Annotated in this window: 13 protein-coding genes; 5 read left to right on the top strand and 8 right to left on the bottom strand. The window is 72.5% G+C overall.

Annotated elements, in window-relative coordinates; translation table 11 throughout:
• Nucleotides 1-114 precede the first annotated feature (114 nt).
• The 3 genes from DEU34_RS04340 to DEU34_RS04330 are packed head-to-tail and all read left to right on the top strand — an operon-like array spanning nucleotide 115 to nucleotide 4,768.
• Nucleotides 115-1,137, top strand: coding sequence for a 3-oxoacyl-ACP synthase III (locus DEU34_RS04340; RefSeq protein WP_121148972.1), 1,023 nt, complete (start codon nucleotides 115-117; stop codon nucleotides 1,135-1,137).
• The gene (locus DEU34_RS04335) at nucleotides 1,134-3,803 is read left to right on the top strand and encodes an alpha/beta fold hydrolase (protein ID WP_121148971.1); all 2,670 of its coding nucleotides are present in this window, start codon (nucleotides 1,134-1,136) and stop codon (nucleotides 3,801-3,803) included. Before DEU34_RS04340 ends, DEU34_RS04335 begins: the two co-directional genes overlap by 4 nt.
• Nucleotides 3,800-4,768 carry an NAD(P)-dependent oxidoreductase gene (locus DEU34_RS04330; protein ID WP_121148970.1) on the top strand — a complete coding sequence of 323 codons (969 nt, stop codon included), beginning with the start codon at nucleotides 3,800-3,802 and terminating at the stop codon, nucleotides 4,766-4,768. The genes DEU34_RS04335 and DEU34_RS04330 overlap by 4 nt, the downstream gene beginning before the upstream one ends.
• A gap of 234 nt (nucleotides 4,769-5,002) precedes the next feature.
• Here the strand turns inward: DEU34_RS04330 and katG are convergent, their stop codons facing one another.
• The 3 genes from katG to DEU34_RS04315 are packed head-to-tail and all read right to left on the bottom strand — an operon-like array spanning nucleotide 5,003 to nucleotide 8,817.
• Nucleotides 5,003-7,276: a catalase/peroxidase HPI gene (gene katG, locus DEU34_RS04325; protein ID WP_121148969.1), complete on the bottom strand. Its 2,274-nt coding sequence runs from the start codon at nucleotides 7,274-7,276 to the stop codon at nucleotides 5,003-5,005.
• Entirely contained in the window at nucleotides 7,273-7,764 is a 492-nt protein-coding gene (locus tag DEU34_RS04320) for a Fur family transcriptional regulator (protein ID WP_259460022.1), read from the bottom strand. The genes katG and DEU34_RS04320 overlap by 4 nt, the downstream gene beginning before the upstream one ends.
• A gap of 57 nt (nucleotides 7,765-7,821) precedes the next feature.
• The gene (locus DEU34_RS04315) at nucleotides 7,822-8,817 is read right to left on the bottom strand and encodes a stage II sporulation protein M (RefSeq protein ID WP_121148968.1); all 996 of its coding nucleotides are present in this window, start codon (nucleotides 8,815-8,817) and stop codon (nucleotides 7,822-7,824) included.
• A gap of 15 nt (nucleotides 8,818-8,832) precedes the next feature.
• Between DEU34_RS04315 and DEU34_RS04310 the strand changes: the two genes are divergently transcribed.
• The gene (locus tag DEU34_RS04310; RefSeq protein ID WP_121148967.1) at nucleotides 8,833-9,660 is read left to right on the top strand and encodes an RDD family protein; all 828 of its coding nucleotides are present in this window, start codon (nucleotides 8,833-8,835) and stop codon (nucleotides 9,658-9,660) included.
• 15 nt (nucleotides 9,661-9,675) lie between these two features.
• On the opposite strand, the gene DEU34_RS04305 is transcribed toward DEU34_RS04310, so the two are convergent.
• A complete protein-coding gene (locus DEU34_RS04305; protein WP_116646754.1) occupies nucleotides 9,676-9,882 on the bottom strand; it encodes a DUF3499 family protein in 207 nt (68 codons plus the stop codon).
• A gap of 91 nt (nucleotides 9,883-9,973) precedes the next feature.
• On the opposite strand from DEU34_RS04305, the gene DEU34_RS04300 reads away from it, so the two are divergent.
• Nucleotides 9,974-10,408 carry a metallopeptidase family protein gene (locus DEU34_RS04300; RefSeq protein ID WP_183042355.1) on the top strand — a complete coding sequence of 145 codons (435 nt, stop codon included), beginning with the start codon at nucleotides 9,974-9,976 and terminating at the stop codon, nucleotides 10,406-10,408.
• 99 nt (nucleotides 10,409-10,507) lie between these two features.
• On the opposite strand, the gene DEU34_RS04295 is transcribed toward DEU34_RS04300, so the two are convergent.
• The 4 genes from DEU34_RS04295 to manA all read right to left on the bottom strand — a co-directional run bounded on the left by DEU34_RS04295 (nucleotide 10,508) and on the right by manA (nucleotide 16,429).
• Nucleotides 10,508-11,896: a DUF5719 family protein gene (locus tag DEU34_RS04295; protein WP_121148966.1), complete on the bottom strand. Its 1,389-nt coding sequence runs from the start codon at nucleotides 11,894-11,896 to the stop codon at nucleotides 10,508-10,510.
• Complete coding sequence (locus DEU34_RS04290; protein WP_121148965.1) at nucleotides 11,893-14,724, bottom strand: glycosyltransferase; 2,832 nt, start codon at nucleotides 14,722-14,724, stop codon at nucleotides 11,893-11,895. Before DEU34_RS04290 ends, DEU34_RS04295 begins: the two co-directional genes overlap by 4 nt.
• Before the next feature lie 69 nt (nucleotides 14,725-14,793).
• Complete coding sequence (locus DEU34_RS04285) at nucleotides 14,794-15,114, bottom strand: WhiB family transcriptional regulator (RefSeq protein WP_116646056.1); 321 nt, start codon at nucleotides 15,112-15,114, stop codon at nucleotides 14,794-14,796.
• A gap of 151 nt (nucleotides 15,115-15,265) precedes the next feature.
• The gene (gene manA / locus DEU34_RS04280) at nucleotides 15,266-16,429 is read right to left on the bottom strand and encodes a mannose-6-phosphate isomerase, class I (protein ID WP_121148964.1); all 1,164 of its coding nucleotides are present in this window, start codon (nucleotides 16,427-16,429) and stop codon (nucleotides 15,266-15,268) included.
• Nucleotides 16,430-16,468: the final 39 nt, after the last annotated feature.

The raw sequence follows: 16,468 nt of genomic DNA, 5'->3' as shown, positions 1-16,468 counted from the left end.
CCAACGCATACGCCCTCGCTCATACGGAGCGGATTAGGGTTGCAAGGATGTGGCCGCGAGCTCGCGCACACGCAGTGCCCTGCCCCGTCGACCGCCGTCACTACCGGAGATCTCTTGCACGGAAACGCCACGACCCGATTCGATGATGTCGCGCTCATCTCGGTCGCCAGCCAGTTACCCGGACGCGTCACCTCGTCCGACGATATCGAGCGCCGACTCGCCTCGGCCCTGTCCCGGATGCACCTGAAGCCCGGACTCCTGCGTCGCGTCGCCGGCGTGCTCGAGCGGCGCAACTGGGCCGAAGGCGAATCCGCCGACACCTCGACCGTCATCGCCGCCCAGCGCGCTCTGGCCGAGGCCGGCGTCGACCCCGCCGAGGTCGGGCTCATCATCAACACCTCCGTCACGCGCAAGCACCTCGAGCCCTCGGTCGCGGTGCGCCTGCACCACGAGCTGGGCCTGCCGAGCTCGGCCGTCAACTTCGACGTCGCGAACGCCTGCCTCGGCTTCATCAACGGGATGAGCCTGGCGGCGGGCATGATCCAGTCGGGTCAGGTGCGCTACGCCCTCATCGTCAACGGTGAGGATGCGGACGACGTGCAGGTGAACACGGTGGCGCGCCTGCTGGGCAGCGACATCGACCGCGACTCCTTCATGAGCGAGTTCGCCACCCTCACGCTGGGCTCCGGCTCGGCTGCCGCCGTGCTCGGGCGCGCCAGCGAGCATCCGGAGGGGCACCGCATCCTCGGCGGCGTCACCCGCGCGGCGACCCAGTTCCACGAACTCTGCGTCGGCAGCGTCGACGGCATGTTCACCGACGCCAAGGCACTGCTCAAGGGCGGCATGGAGCTCGTCATGTCGGCGTGGAAGGAGGCCAGGACGGACTGGTCGTGGTCGGACATGGACCGCTACATCACCCACCAGGTCTCGGCGGTGCACACGAACGCGATCGTCAAGGCGATCGGCCTCGACCGCAAGCGCGTGCCCGTGACGTACCCGCATCTCGGCAACGTCGGGCCCGCCTCCATCCCGATCACCCTCGACGCCGAGAAGGCGACGTTGCGCTCGGGCGACCGGGTGCTGCTCATGGGAGTGGGATCGGGTCTGAACACCGGCATGCTCGAGCTGGCCTGGTGAGTCGAGAGACCGGTCTCTCGGCGACCCTCCCGCCGGAGGGACTGCCGGGCCTGGACCCCGCTCTGTCCCGGGTCGTCGCCGTGCCGGGATTCGGCGTCGACGTCGGACGCTCCCCGCGGTGGCACGTGCTCGACACCGGCGATGCACTGCGCCGCCTCGGTGCGGAGCCGCTGGGCACGATCATCGCCGTGCACGGCAACCCCACGTGGTCGTATCTGTGGCGCGATCTGCTCGCCGCGTCGCTGCGCCAGGCGGCCGACGGCGGCGACGCCTGGCGCATCATCGCCGTCGACCAGCTGGAGATGGGGTACTCCGAACGCACTTCGCGGTCTCGCGGGCTCGAGCAGCGCATCGGCGATCTCGCCGCGCTCGTGCGATCCCTCGCCCCCGAGGGGCCGATCGTCACCCTGGGGCACGACTGGGGCGGTCCGATCTCGCTCGGCTGGGCCGTCGAGAATCCGACCAGACTGGCCGGCGCGATCGTGCTGAACACCGCCGTGCACCATCCGTCCGAGGAGCGCATCCCGTTCCCGCTCCGCGTCGCCGGGGCCCGGGGCGTGCTCGGCGCCGCCACCACGGTCACCACGGCGTTCCTCGATACGACACTGTCCCTCGCCGATCCGAAGCTCGACCCGGCCGTGTCGTCGGCCTACCGCTCGCCCTACGCGACCACCGCGCGTCGGAGGGGCATCGGCGAGTTCGTCGCCGACATCCCCGCGACCCCCGACCACCGCAGCACCCCCGCGCTCGAGCGGGTCTCGGGCGGACTGGGCGGAATCGGAGTGCCGGCGCTCCTCCTACGCGGCCCGACAGACCCCGTCTTCCTGGAGAAGCACCTCGAAGATCTGACGCGGCGGATGCCCTGGGCCGACGTGCATCGGTTCGAAGGCGCCGGCCACCTGCTCGTCGAAGAGCGGCCGTACGCCGAGACGGTGCTCGCGTGGCTGTCCGACCGGGTCGCCCCCACGCTCGACTCGACCGCGGGCGCGCCGGCCGCCGCATCCGTCCCTCCCGACGACTCGACCCCCCTGTGGGATCGGCTCTTCGCCCGCCGCGACGACGACGGCACGGCCGTCATCGACATGACCGCCGGCAGCGACGGCTCGGCGCTGCGCGTCAGTTGGCGCCAGCTCGCCGACCGGGTGGAGCAGCTCGCCGCCGGGTTCCACCGCATGGGCGTGCGACGCGGCGACCGCGTCTCGCTGCTCGTGCAGCCGGGGCCGACGCTGACGGCCGTGCTGTACGCCTGCCTGCGTATCGGCGCGGTCGTGGTCGTCGCCGATCGCGGGCTCGGCATCCGCGGCCTCTCCCGCGCCGTCCGCGGCGCGAGCCCCCGGTTCGTCGTCGGGGAGGTCGCCGGCCTCGCCGCCGCGCGCGCCCTCGGCTGGTCGGGCATCCGCATCTCGGCCTCACGACTCCCGTCGGCCACGGCGCGGCTGCTCGGGGTCTCGCACAGCCTCGCCGACGTCGCCGCCCGCGGCGCGTCGGGTGTGCTCCCCGAGCCCCCCGCATCGAGCGACGACGCTGCCGTCCTCTTCACCTCCGGTTCGACCGGACCGGCGAAGGGCGTCGTGTACACGCACGGGCAGCTCTCGGCCCTCCGTGACGCTCTGGGCGATCACTTCGACGTGCACGAGGATTCCGGTCTCGTCACGGGCTTCGCACCCTTCGCGCTGCTCGGTCCGGCGCTCGGCACCCGCTCCGCGACCCCCGAGATGGACGTCTCCGCGCCGCGCACGCTCACCGCCACCGCAGTCGCCCGGGCTGTGCGGGAGTCGGAAGCGAAGATCGTCTTCCTCTCCCCCGCCGCGGTCACGAACGTCGTGGCCACCTCGGGCGATCTCGACGACGCCGATCGCGCGGCCCTGGCCGACGTGCGCACGTTCCTCTCCACCGGCGCCCCCGTGAGCCTCGAGCTGCTCCGCGCCGCGCAGCGGCTCATGCCGAACGCGGTCGCGCACACGCCGTACGGCATGACCGAGTGCCTCCTGGTCACCGACATCACCCTGACCGACCTCGAGGACGCCGCAGCATCCGGCCAGGAGGGCGTGTGCGTCGGAGCCCCGATCGGGTCGGGTCGCGTGCTCATCATCCCGCTCGACGAGCTCGGCCGTGCGACCGGCGCTCTCACCACCGACCCCGCAGTCACGGGCGAGGTCGTCATCTCGGCACCGCACCTCAAGCGCGGCTACCACCGCCTGTGGGCGACCGACCGCGAGGCGACCCGCGACGTCGCGCCCGATCCCACCGCCCGGTGGCATCGCACCGGCGACGTAGGGCATCTCGATGAGAACGGCAGGCTCTGGATCGAGGGTCGGATGCCGCACGTGATCGCGACGAGCGACGGCCCCGTCACCCCGGTCGGGGCCGAGCAGAGCATCGAGCGGGTGCACGGTGTCGCGCGAGCCGCGGTGGTCGGCGTCGGCCCCGAGGGGCTGCGTCAGTGCGTCGCGGTGATCGAGACCACCGCCGGTGCCCGGCGGGCGGCTCTCGCCGACCCCTCGCTGACCGAGGCGATCCGCAAGAGCACCGATCTGCCCATCGCGGCCGTGCTGCAGGTGCGGGCGCTCCCGACCGACGTGCGTCACAACTCCAAGATCGACCGCTCGCGCCTGTCGGCCTGGGCCGAGGGCGTGCTGTCGGGCCGTACGCCGAGCGCGCCGTGATCGTGCTCGCCACCGGTACGTCCGGGTTCCTCGGGCGGGCGGTCGCCGCGGCCCTCGTCGATGCCGGGCACGAGGTGCGCACGCTGCAGCGCCGCCCCTCGGGGGTTCCGGGCGTGATCGACGTGCTCGGGTCCGTCACCGATGCCGGCATCGTCGACCGGGCCGCGCGGGGTGTGGACGCCGTCGTGCACCTCGCCGCGAAGGTCTCGCTCGCCGGCTCGCCCGCCGACTTCCGAGCGGTGAACGTCGACGGCACGCGGATGCTGCTCGACGCCGCAGAGGCGCACGGCGTCCCCCGGTTCGTGCACGTCTCCTCCCCCTCCGTCGCGCACGCCGGGAGCGCCCTGGCCGGGGTCGGAGCGGAACCCGCCGACCCCGCCGGCGCGCGCGGCGAGTACGCGCGCACCAAGGCCGAGGCCGAGATCCTCGCGCTCTCTCGCAACCGCGACGGTCTCGCCGTCGTCGCCGTGCGGCCGCATCTGGTGTGGGGCCCGGGCGATACCCAACTGGTCGAGCGCATCATCGACCGCGCGAGGCGCGGGCGACTGCCGCTGCTCAACGGGGGCACGGCGCTCATCGACTCGACCTACGTCGACAACGCCGCATCCGGCATCGTCGCCGCGCTCCAGCACGCGCCCGACGTCGGCGGGCGCGCGTACGTGCTCACGAACGGCGAGCCGCGTCCGGTCGGCGACCTGCTCGCCGGCATGTGCCGTGCCGCCGGTGTGTCGGTTCCTCGTGTCAGCGTGCCGGCGCCCCTCGCTCGCGCCGCGGGCGGGCTGGTCGAGCGCCTGTGGGCGGTGCGCCCGGGCTCGGACGAACCGCCGATGACCCGGTTCCTCGCCGAGCAGCTCTCCACCGCGCACTGGTTCGAGCAGCACAGCATCCGTCGCGACCTCGACTGGTCTCCCGCGGTGTCGCTCGATGCGGGCCTCGCCCGCCTCGCCGCCCACTACGCCCGCTGAGCGCGCCCGCCCGGGCTGCGTGTAGGTGTGTGCTGCTCGCGCCGCACGCGGGCTTCCGGCCCACACGCGGGCAGTCCACACCCCGAAACCCGCGCCCCGACCGATCCCCCGCATCCCGCGAATGGATGCTGCGCCGACCGCGGCCCCGACATGCACGCCCCGATCCCCCCGTCTCGGGCACGGGTACGGCGACGCGGCCCGCCCCCGGAGGGACGAGCCGCGTCGTGGTGGGGCTCAGACCAGGTCGAACCGGTCGAGCTCGGTGACCTTCTGCCAGGCGGCGACGAAGTCGGCGACGAACTTCTCCTTCGCGTCGTCGGAGGCGTAGACCTCGGCGAGGGCGCGCAGCTCGGAGTTCGAGCCGAACACCAGGTCGGCGCGGGTGCCGATCCAGGTCGCCTCACCGGTGGCGTCGTCGTGCGCCTGGAAGGCGTGCGACCCGGGGTCGAGCGGCTTCCACGTGGTGCCGAGCTCGAGCAGGTTCACGAAGAAATCGTTCGTGAGCGCGCCCGGCGTCTGGGTGAGCACACCGAACGACGAGCCGTCCCAGGTGGCACCGATCGCGCGGAGTCCGCCGACGAGCACAGTGGTCTCGGGCGCGGTCAGCGTGAGCTGGGCGGCCTTGTCGATCAGGTGGTACTCGGCCGGGAGCGACGCCGACCGGCTCTGGTAGTTGCGGAAGCCGTCGGCGACGGGCTCCAGCCACTCGAACGACTTCTCGTCGGTCTGCTCGGGGGTCGCGTCGACGCGTCCTGCGCGGAAGGGAATCACGACCTCGACGCCGGCCGCGCGGGCCGCCTCCTCGACGCCGGCGTTGCCCGCCAGCACGATGAGGTCGGCGATCGAGACGCGCTTGCCGGCGGTCTGCGCCGCATCGAACGCGCTCTTGACGCCCTCGAGGGCCTCGAGCACGGTCGCGAGCTGGGCGGGGTTGTTGACCTCCCAGTCCTTCTGCGGAGCCAGACGGATGCGTGCACCGTTGACGCCGCCGCGCTTGTCGCCGCCGCGGAACGTGGACGCTGCGGCCCACGCGGTCGACACGAGCTGGGCGGGCGTGAGACCCGACTCGAGGATGCGGCGCTTGAGGTCCGCAGCATCCGTCTCGTCGATCGGCTCGGACTCGGCCGCCGGGAGCGGGTCCTGCCAGATGAGGTCTTCGGCGGGAACCTCGGGTCCGAGGTAGCGCACCTTCGGACCGAGATCGCGGTGCGTGAGCTTGAACCAGGCACGGGCGAACGCGTCGGCGAACGCGTCGGGGTTCTCGAAGAACCGGCGCGAGATCTCACCGTACGACGGGTCGAAACGCAGGGCGAGGTCGGTCGTCAGCATGCGCGGTTCGCGGCGCGACGCGGGGTCGTGGGCCAGCGGCACGAGGTCGGAGCCGGCGCCGTCCTTCGGACGCCACTGCCAGGCGCCCGCCGGGCTCTTGAACAGCTCCCACTCGTACGAGAAGAGGATGTGGAAGAACTCGTTGTCCCAACGCGTCGGGTGGTAGGTCCAGGTGACCTCGAGCCCGCTGGTGATCTGATCGTCGCCCTTGCCGGTGCCGTGGTTGTTCTTCCAGCCCAGGCCCTGCTGCTCCATGCCCGCGGCTTCGACGTCGCCCTCGAGGTTGGAGTCGGGCGCCGCTCCGTGCGTCTTCCCGAAGGTGTGGCCACCGGCGATCAGCGCGACGGTCTCCTCGTCGTTCATGGCCATGCGGCCGAACGTCTCGCGGATGTCGTGCGCGGCGGCGATCGGGTCGGGGTTGCCGCCCGGGCCCTCGGGGTTGACGTAGATGAGTCCGAGGTGGGTCGCCGCGAGCGGCTTCTCGAGGTTCTTCGCCTCGCGGCCACCGGGGAAGCGCTTCTCGTCGCCGAGCCACTCGGTCTCCGAGCCCCAGTAGACGTTCTCGGGCTCCCAGACGTCCTTCCGGCCGCCGGCGTAGCCGAAGGTCTGGAAGCCCATCGACTCCAGCGCGACGTTGCCCGCGAGGATGAAGAGGTCGGCCCACGACAGGCTCTGCCCGTACTTCTTCTTCAGCGGCCAGAGGATGCGGCGTCCCTTGTCGAGACCGACGTTGTCGGGCCAGCTGTTCAGCGGGGCGAAACGCTGCTGGCCGCTTCCGGCACCGCCGCGGCCGTCCCATACCCGGTACGTGCCGGCGCTGTGCCAGGCGAGGCGGATCATCAGCGGGCCGTAGTGGCCGAAGTCGGCGGGCCACCAGGGCTGCGAGGTCGTCAGCACCTCGAGGATCTCGGCCTTCACCGCGGCGAGGTCGAGGCCCTGGAACGCGGCGGCGTAGTCGAACTCCGCGCCGAGCGGGTTGCGCTCGGCCGGGTTGAACGCGAGCAGGTCGATGTTGAGCTTGTTCGGCCACCACGTGTGGTTCGGGTCACCCGCGGTCGGACGGGGAAGGTCTTCGTGCAGCACGGGGCAGCTCGCGCCGGCGGCGGGCGACTCCTGGCCGGTGGTCGTGGTCGATTCGGTCTCCTCGTCGGTGACGACGGGGGTATCGCTGTCGGTCATTCGGTTCCTTCCGCGGGGTGGGTGAGGGCAGAGGTCGAGTCGGTGGGGGCGGATGCTGCGGCGCCGCTGCAGGGTCGGCACAGACCCCAGAACGTCACCTCCGCCGAGAAGACGGTGAAGCCGTGGGTATCGCCCGGCACGAGGCAGGGCGCCGCCCCGACCGTGCAGTCGACGTCTTCGATACGGCCGCAGGACGCGCACACGAGGTGATGGTGGTTGTCGTCGACCCGGAGCTCGAAGAGCCCGGGGTGGCCCGCCGGCTCGATCCGACGCACCAAGCCTGCCGCCGTGAGGTCGCCGAGCGCGTTGTACACCGACTGCAGGCTGGTGTGAGCGAGCGCGGGGCGAACCCGCTCGAAGACATCGTCGGCCCGCGCGTGGGGCAGGTCTCGCAGAGCGTCGAAGACCGCGACCCGCGTGCCCGTGACGCGCAGACCCGATCGACGGATCACGCCCTCGGTCTCGGAGGTCACGGGAAGATCGGGCACGATTCCAACCTAGCGGCTTCTTTTGATTCGCTCAAAAAAAGCAGGTCACCGGGCGTGTCAGCCGGCGACGAGACGGGGCGTGCCCGCCTCGTACTCGGTGAGATCGCCCGACTCCCCCTCCTCGGCGGCGCGGCGGCCGAGCACGAGCATGTAGACGAGGAACACCGCGAGCGCACCCGCGCCGATCGTGAGCTTGATCTGCCACGGCCACGCCTGCGGAGTGACGAACCCCTCGACCAGACCCGACAGCGCCAGGACGAACACCAGGCCCACCGCGATCGTGCCGAGCGATCGCCCCGCCGCGGCGAGAGCCTCGCCGCGCGATCGACGACCCGGCGCGATCCACGCCCAGAAGATGCCCAGCCCCGCAGCGGCCGCGACGAAGATGGCCGTGAGCTCGAGCAGCCCGTGCGGGAGGATGAACTGGAAGAAGATGTCGCCCCGGCCGAAGGCGAACATGATGGCGGCGGCCTGACCGACGCCCACGGCGTTCTGCATGACCACCATGACGGGCCAGAAGCCGGTGATGCCGAAGATCACGCACTGGGCGGCGATCCAGGCGTTGTTCGTCCACACCGTGCCGGCGAACACCGCCGCGGGGTTCTCGGTGTAGTACCCGGTGAACTGGTCGTCGGCGTAGGCCTGCAGATCGGCCTGCTCACCCAGCGAGGCGAGGGCCGCCGCATCCGACGAGATCCATGATCCGACGAGGCTCGCCACCACGAGGAAGGCCACCGCGACGGCCAGGGTCGTCCATCGCACGCGATACAGCGCCGCGGGCAATTGACGCAGGAAGAATCGCGGAACCTGGCGCAGCACGTTCTCGCGCGCACCGGTCAGCCGCAGTCGCGTGCGGGCGAGCAGGGTCGAGACGTGATCGCCCTGCGGGGTGCGGCCCGCCGAGGTCTTGATGTCGGCCAGATCGGCGGATGCTGCGCGGTAGCGCGTGACCAGCTCGTCGACGTCGGCGCCGCTGAGACGACGGCGGCGACCGAGTTCGTCCAGGCGCGCCCACTCCTCACGTCGTGCGGCGGTCAGGGCATCGAGGTCCACTGGTTAACTGTATCCATGACGCAGGCGCCCGCCCCGGTACGGATCCCTCAGGAGGAGACCCTCACCGGCGAGGCCGTCGCCCTCGACGTGCAGCCCGTGGGCTTCTTCCTCCGCGGGGTCGGCCTCCTGATCGACATGGTCGTCTCGATCGTGGTGCTCGTGCTGCTCGCGCTCGCGACCTTCGCCCTGATCGACGCCGGGGCGCTGAGCGCGGAGGTGCTGCCGATCGTCGTCATCGTCGTGCTGGTGCTGGTCGCCGTCGTGCTGCCGACGACCGTCGAGACCGTCACCCGTGGGCGGAGCCTGGGGAAGCTGGCCGTGGGCGGCCGGATCGTCCGCGCCGACGGAGGGGCGGCGGGGTTCCGCCACGCGCTGCTGCGGTCCCTGGCCGGAGTGCTCGAGATCTGGCTCACCGTCGGCTCGGCCGCCGCTCTCGTCGGCGCCTTCACGCCCCGCGCACAACGGATCGGCGATCTGCTGGCCGGCACGTATTCCGAGCGCACGCGCACGACGCGTCTTCCGGCGCCCGCTCCCGGGGTTCCCGATGCGCTCGTCGACTGGGCGCGCACGGCCGATGTCGACCGGCTCCCCGACCGGCTCTCCTCGCGCATCGCCCAGTTCGTTCGGCAGGCGTCCGATCTGCAGCCCGCACCCCGCGCCCGGCTCGCCGCGTCCCTCGCCGCCGAGGTGCGTCCGCATGTCGCCCCGGTCCCGCCGGTCGACGCGGAGACGCTGCTGCGGGGCGTGGCGGCGGTGCGCCGCGATCGCGAGTGGCGCGCGCTGAACGGTCAGAACACTCGGGTGGACGCACTGCTCGCGGGCACGGGCGACACGCTGCGCTGAGTCGTCGAGCCGGGGTCAGACCTGGAGGGTCTCGTGCCGCACGACGATCCACCCGCGCGGCACGGAGAGGCGCTCGGTATGGATCGCGCAGAGATCGTGTGCGTGAGGGTCGTCGGCGCGCCCCAGTGGTCCGATCGCGGCCATCTGATCGCCGTAGTCGTACGTCAACGTCGACACGGCCTCGCGGGCGCACGCCACCTTGGAACACAGTCTCTCGCGCATTGTCCCGAGCGTAGTCCGGGCCTCCCCCGCGACCGCGACGCCACCCCGCGCACCGCCGAACGCCGGGCCGCCGCCGCGTAGGATGGGCCGCATGGCGTGGCGACGGGTTCGAGAGGCCGCGGCACCGCGCGCGTCTCGTCACGGTCGCCACGGGCGGGAGAACCGCAGCCCGGTGGTGCGTCCGCCGCTCCCGCCGCTCGACACGCGCGCGGAGCGCTTCGAGCTCACCGTCGGTACGGCGGCGGAGTTCCTCCGGTCGGCGTGGGACGAACTGCGCGACGTCTCGTTCGAGATCGGCATCATGCCGCCGCTCGTCGAGGACGCCGGCATCCCCCGGTGGCGGGTGCTGCGCGAGGAGAAGCGCATCATCCTCTTCCGCGTGCCGATCGAGCGGCTCAGTCACCTGCACCGCGACGACGAGCTGCACCGTCGGATGGTGATCGAGGGATGCGTCTTCCGTGCCGCCGCGGAGTACCTCGACCGCGACCCGTGGGACCTCGGCCCCGAGCGCTTCCGCTTCTTCTGAGGCTCGCCCCCGTCGGTCGGATCGGCCCGAAGCGGTGCGCGCGAGCGCTCACCCGCACCGATCTCGACCGATGTCACCGATGACGGCGGGTGCGTCGGCTCAGGGGTACACGGTCAGCGGCGGAGCCGCAGCATCCGATGCCCACACGACGAACGCGCCGATCGCGCTCTCCGACGAGAAGTCGACACCGGCGTAGACCTGCGCGGAGGGCTCGATCCGGTAGACGCTGCCGGGTGAGACGGGGGCGGTGGTCGAACCGCCGGCCGCGACGGAGAGGGTGGTGGAGCCGCCGACGGTGGTGTCGACCAGGGCGACGGTCGCGGCCTCGGCTCCCGCGTTCGCGATCGTGAGGGTGGCATCGGGGCCGTCGGGCACGGCGAAGACGCTCGCGGTGGAGATCTCGGGGGCCGACGTGTACCAGGCGAAGTCGTCGCCCTCGCCGAAACCGGTCGCCTGGAAGGTTCCGGCGACGACGGGCACGGATGCGTCGACCGTGACCGTGTAGCGCCCGGGCTCGAGATCGTCGTAGGCGAGCGAGGAGGGCAGTCCTGCCGTCAGGGGCACCGTCGAGGTGCGCGCAGCCGCGGAACCGTCGACCGACGCGATGGTGACCGTCGCCTCCGCGTCGCCCACCGGCGCGAGCAGGCGAACGATGGTCGCCGAGTTCGCGCCGTCGGGCTCGGACACCACCGATACGCCCGGCATCACCTGACGGGGCGAGGCGGCGGCGAGCGCGCCGACCTGGTCGACGCCGCCGGGCGTCAGCGCCCGGGCCAGGCTCGCCTGGAGCGACGCGCGCACGGGCGCACCGCTCGAGGTGACCCGCACCACCGGGCTCTCCTCGCCGAGGAGGAGGCCCGCCAGCGGGATCACCACCTGCGATCCGGCGGCGACCACGCGGTTGCTGCCCCCCGGAGGCAGCCGCGGACCGTCGACGCCGTAGACGGTGAGCTGCACGGTCGCTGCGACGTCGCCCGGGTTCGACACGACGATCAGATCGTTCGAACCGGTGGTGGTCGCTCCGCCCACGAGCCACGACTCCATCAGCGGGGTCGTGCACGAGGAGGCGGCGAATCCGGCGAGGTCGGCGTCGGCGAGCGACGCCGAGCCCGACGCCGCCAGCTCCGCCCGCACTCCCCCCGACGGATCGGCCGAGAGCGCGACGGGTTCGGCTCCTGCGGGCCCGGTGACGGTCACCGGCTCCGCGGCGGTGGTCGACGGCCCCGACACGACGGACTGCCCCGCGGCGATGCTGATCGCCGACGAGTCTTCGACGGTGCGGCCCAGAGCGAGGACCGGACCGTCGCAGACGACCGTGGCGGCCGAGGGCGTCGGGGTCGCCGAGACGCTGACCGGCTCGGCCGACAGACTCGGCCAGGGGGCGGCGATCCCGGCCCCGACCGCCACGACGGCGGCCGCGGCGATACCCGTTCCCACGACGAGACGTGCGCTCGTGGTGGCCCAGCGGCGTGCGCGTGAATCGGTCATCGGGTCTCCCCGGGAGTAGGCCCGACGATGCGCGGAGATCGGCGTGCCGTTCCTCGGCTGGCGGTCGTGGGGATGGCGAGCAGCAGGGCGATGACGACGACACCGATCTGCACGCCGGCGATCAGGAGCGCCGTATCCCGCGTCATCCGCGAGGGTTCGGCGCGCGGAGCGACCGCCTCGGTCACGCGCCACAGCGTGCCGCGAGAGGTGTCGCCGACGGTGTCGAGCCCGCCGAGCTGATCGAGCGCGGTCGATGCCGACAGCTGCAGGGTCGCGGCCGCGTCGGCCGTGGCCGGATCACCCGGAGTGAGCAGCACGAAGGCGATCCCGCGCTCGGCCAGGTCTGAGACGGCGTCGCCCGCCGACGACGTGACGAGGCTCGCAGCGAGATCGGCCACGTCCCGGTCCGACGCGTCGACGGAGTCGCGCGTCGAGACGACGGTGCTCTGGCCGCCCAGGGTCTCGCTGCCGCCCCACACCACGCGCACGTGAAGACCGGTGTCGTCGGGGTCGAGCACGAGCGTGCCCAGCCGAGCGTCGTCGCGGCCCTCGGCGGCGACGTAGGCCGGCAGGGTCGAGGCGGGCCCGTTGGTCAGCGCCAGCTCGTTGCGGAACGAGAGCGTGAGCACCGGAACCGCAGCGACCGCCAGCGCCGCCAGGGCGAGCACCGCGGCGATCGGACGGACCACGCGCATGCGGTTCACCACACCCGCATCGAGGGTGACCATGGCGGCACCGATCGCGCCGAGCCACGCCAGGCTGAGAGCCGCACCAGGCCAGATCGCGACGGCCGTGGCGTCGACGAACGACACCGCCACCCCGATCGCGGCGAACGCCGTCGCAAGCCCCGTGCCGGCGATGACGAGCAGCGCCGCGCCGCTGACCCATCGCGGGGTCAGCACCGCGAGCAGGGCGAGCACGGCGATCGGGGCGGCGAGCAGCGGCACCCACCATGTCGGAGCGCCCGCGAGCAGCGATGACCAACCACCCGGGTCGGACAGCGGGAACCCCGTCGCGAGCAGGAAGCGTCCGATCGCGTCGGCTCCCACCGTGGCGCCCGCGTAGGGCACACCCGGGTCGGCCAGCAGAGCCCACGGGTTGCCGACGCGCACCTGATGCCAGACCAGCGGCGCGAAGGCGACCACCGAGGGCACGAAGAGCCAGACGATCTGGCCGAGTCCGCGACCGCGCTTGACGAGGGCGACGAGAAGCAGGGTCGCCGACCACAGCAGCACGAACGCCGGAGCCAGCGACGGCGAGCACGCGATCACGGCGACCAGGAGCAGGGATGCTGCGCCCGCGGCGGCCCACGAGCGATGCGCCACGCTCGCGGTGTAGAAGAGCCACGGGAGGAGCAGGTGCACGATCACGCCCGCCGCGCGACCCTCGGAGAGCGCCGCGAGGAACGTCGGGGCGAGCGCCCACGCGACGGCCGCGGTGAGCCGGAGCGAGGAGCGTTCGGTCACGCGGGTGCTCGCGAACCACGCGCCGAGCACAGCGAGGGGCAGAGCCGCGAGCCAGAGGAGCACCATCGCGCGCGCGGGCTCGAAGGGCCACAGGGTGCCCAGGAGCGCGATGACGGCCGAGAAGGGGTCGGCCGGGCCGATCTCGGCGAGTCCGGTGGAGCGCTGGCCGAAGCCCGCGTCGGCCCAGAGGCGCGCGACGGTGTCCTGCATCGGGGCGAGCGCGCCGCCCCCGAGAGCCGGCCACGCCAGAAGCGTGGGGAAAGCGGCGACCGACACGAGGATCGCCCCGAGCACCACCCAGGCCGCGCCGCCGGTGAAGAAGCGGAGGTCGGAGCGCACGGGCGCTGTGGGCTCGGCGTCGCCGTCGAGCCGAAGCCGCAGCTGCGTGCGGCTCACGCGGAGCGAGGCCAGACGCGGCCAGCCGACGCGGCGCACGGCACGGATCCGCCCGCGCGCACGAGCGACGTGATCCAGACGCACCAGAACGCGCAGCGTCGCCAGCCACTCCGGCCAGACGCGCCCCGGTTCCTTCGATACCAGGTGCATGATCGTGCGCCAGATCGCGAGGGGGAGCAGCGACAGCCAGTGCAGCGGCACCGCGAACCCCGGGGCGTAGCTCAGGCGGCGGTGGAGCTCGGCCGTGCGCACCGCGAACGCGCGACGCGAGGCACGGTGGCCGTCGGGGAGGGAGGCGACACCGTCTCCGGCGACGGCGACCCGCGCGCTGGGGACGACGGTGACGAGGTCGCCGGCGAGTCTCGCGCGCACTCCGAGGTCGAGACCCTCGTCGGCGCCCGCCAGCGCGGGGTCGAGGCCGCCGAGCGCCCGCCAGTCCTCGCGTCGCACGAGCACGCCGCGGATGTCGGAACCGAGCACGTCCGCCGCGGCGTCGTGCTGGCCCTGGTCGAGTTCGTCGGCGGCCAGTTCGACGGCGCGGCCGAGGCCGCTCATGCTCACACCCAGCGACACGATCTCGGTGCGGTCGTCCCAGCGCACGAGCTTGGGGGCGACCATCGCCAGCGACGGTGCGAGTTCCAGGGCACCCGCCAACCGCGTCAGCGCCTGGGGCTCGGGCGCGGTGTCCTGAGCGAGCAGCCAGACGGCGTCGCCCGTCAGCCGTGGCGTCGCGAGGGCGGTCGCCGCGGCGAAGCCCGTCGAGTGCGGGGCGGTGATGACACCCTCGGCGCCGGAGGCGGCGGCGATCTCGGTCAGTGCGGCGTCGCCACCGCAGAGCACGATCGTGAGGGCGTCGACCGGCTGGGTCTGCGCCCGGAGGGCATCGATCGTGCGCTTCAGGTGCGGCGCAGCGGGCGTACGTCCCTCGGGACGCACGACGAGAATGGCATGAACTCGCGCGGGCATGGCGCGATCAGCCTAAACGGCGGCGCGACGAGGGCGAGCCGCACGCGCCGAAGCGATCGGTATCGACGATCAGCTGGCGCGACGCTTGAGCTTGCGTCGCTCGCGCTCGCTGAGGCCGCCCCAGATGCCGAAGCGCTCGTCGTTCTGCAACGCGTACTCGAGGCATTCCGTGCGGACGTCGCAGGTCGTGCAGACGCGCTTGGCGTCTCGGGTCGAGCCGCCCTTCTCGGGGAAGAACGCTTCGGGGTCGGTCTGCGAGCAGAGCGCATCGGTCTGCCAGGCGAGCGCGTTGTCTTCGACGTCGGCCTCGCGGCGGACACCGGGGACACCCAGCTGCACCGGATCGACGAACCAGTTCTCGGGTGCACCGGAACGGTAATCTGACGCCATTTCGTCCCCTTCGCGATCCCCCGCGTGTCGGTCACGCGCTCATAATTACACCGGTGTTATTCGCGGAAATCAAGTCGCGGATACTAAAGCCTCAAGCGCGCATTGAACCTTTACGCGGATTCGTCGGCGTGTCGCGGGCTGAATCGGCAGGTCAGACCTCGCCGGGCATGGCAATGAAGAGCTCCCCCAAGCCCACGACCGCCAGCGGGGCCTCGTCGACCGTCGCGAGAACCGCCTGACCCGGTGAGAGCTCGATGCTCTCCCCCGAAGCACCCGTCACGCGAACCGTGCCGCGCGTCGCGAGCGCGATGGCGGTGCCCCGCAGCGCGGCGTGGATCGGTGCGGCGGTCGCCTCGACGTGCAGCAGCGCGAAGTCGGGCACACCCGCGTCGAAGAGCTCCGCACCGGCTTCGAGCGCGACCGGCGCGAGCCTCGGCGGCGGGGAGGGCGCAGCATCCACCAGGGAGAGCAGCTCAGCGACGTCGATGTGCTTCGGTGTCAGTCCGCCCCGCAGAACATTGTCGCTCGCGGCCATGAGCTCGACCCCCAGCCCCGCGACGTACGCGTGGAGGACGCCGGCGGGAACGAAGACGGCCTCCCCCGGTCGCAGCGACACGAGGTTCATCAGCAGCGCGACGACCACACCGGGGTCGCCGGGGTAGGCCTCGGCGAGTCGGGCCGACAGCGCGAGCTCGGCCGCGAACTCGTCCGACGACGCCGACGCGGCGGCGCCGATGATGCGATCGACGTCGACCTGCGCGTCGCCGCCGAGCAGCCACCCGATCGTCGAACGCAGGGCCTCCCCCGCATCCGTTCCCTCGAGATGCGCGCGCAGCGTCGCCGCGTCGGCTCCGAGGCCGTCGACCAGACGCCGCGTCGCCTCGAGGTCGCGCAGTCCTGCCAGGGCGACGAACGGGTCGCTCAGCGCGACGATGACCTCGGGTTTGTGATTGTCGTCGCGATAGTTCCTCTCGCCGGCCTCGCGCGGAACGCCCGCGGCCTCTTCCCGGGCGAACCCGGCCTCGGCCTGCGCCTTCGACGGATGCACCTGGATCGACAGCGGCGCGCCGGCCGCGAGCAGTTTGAGCAGGTACGGCAGCCTCGCCGCCCCGTCGTCGGCGGCGGCCTCCGCGGGGAGCCAGTCGTCGAGCGTGCGGCCGGTGCCGTCGTGCACCTCGGAGGGCGAGCCGGGGTGATCGCCGAACCACACCTCGGCCTCGGGTCGGCCGCTCGGGGAGCGCCCCTCCAGTTCGGCGATCAGGGTGGTGGAGCCCCAGGCGTAGTCGCGCGGCGTGTTCGAGATCCGGGTCAGCACGCTCCCATCGTAGAGGCGGCGCGGAAGACCCCATCGCGT

Origin of the sequence: Microbacterium sp. AG1240 (assembly GCF_003635115.1) — a bacterium.
GTDB lineage: Bacteria > Actinomycetota > Actinomycetes > Actinomycetales > Microbacteriaceae > Microbacterium.
Note: the sequence above shows the minus strand (reverse complement) of the source record. Positions and strands in the feature narration are given on the sequence as shown.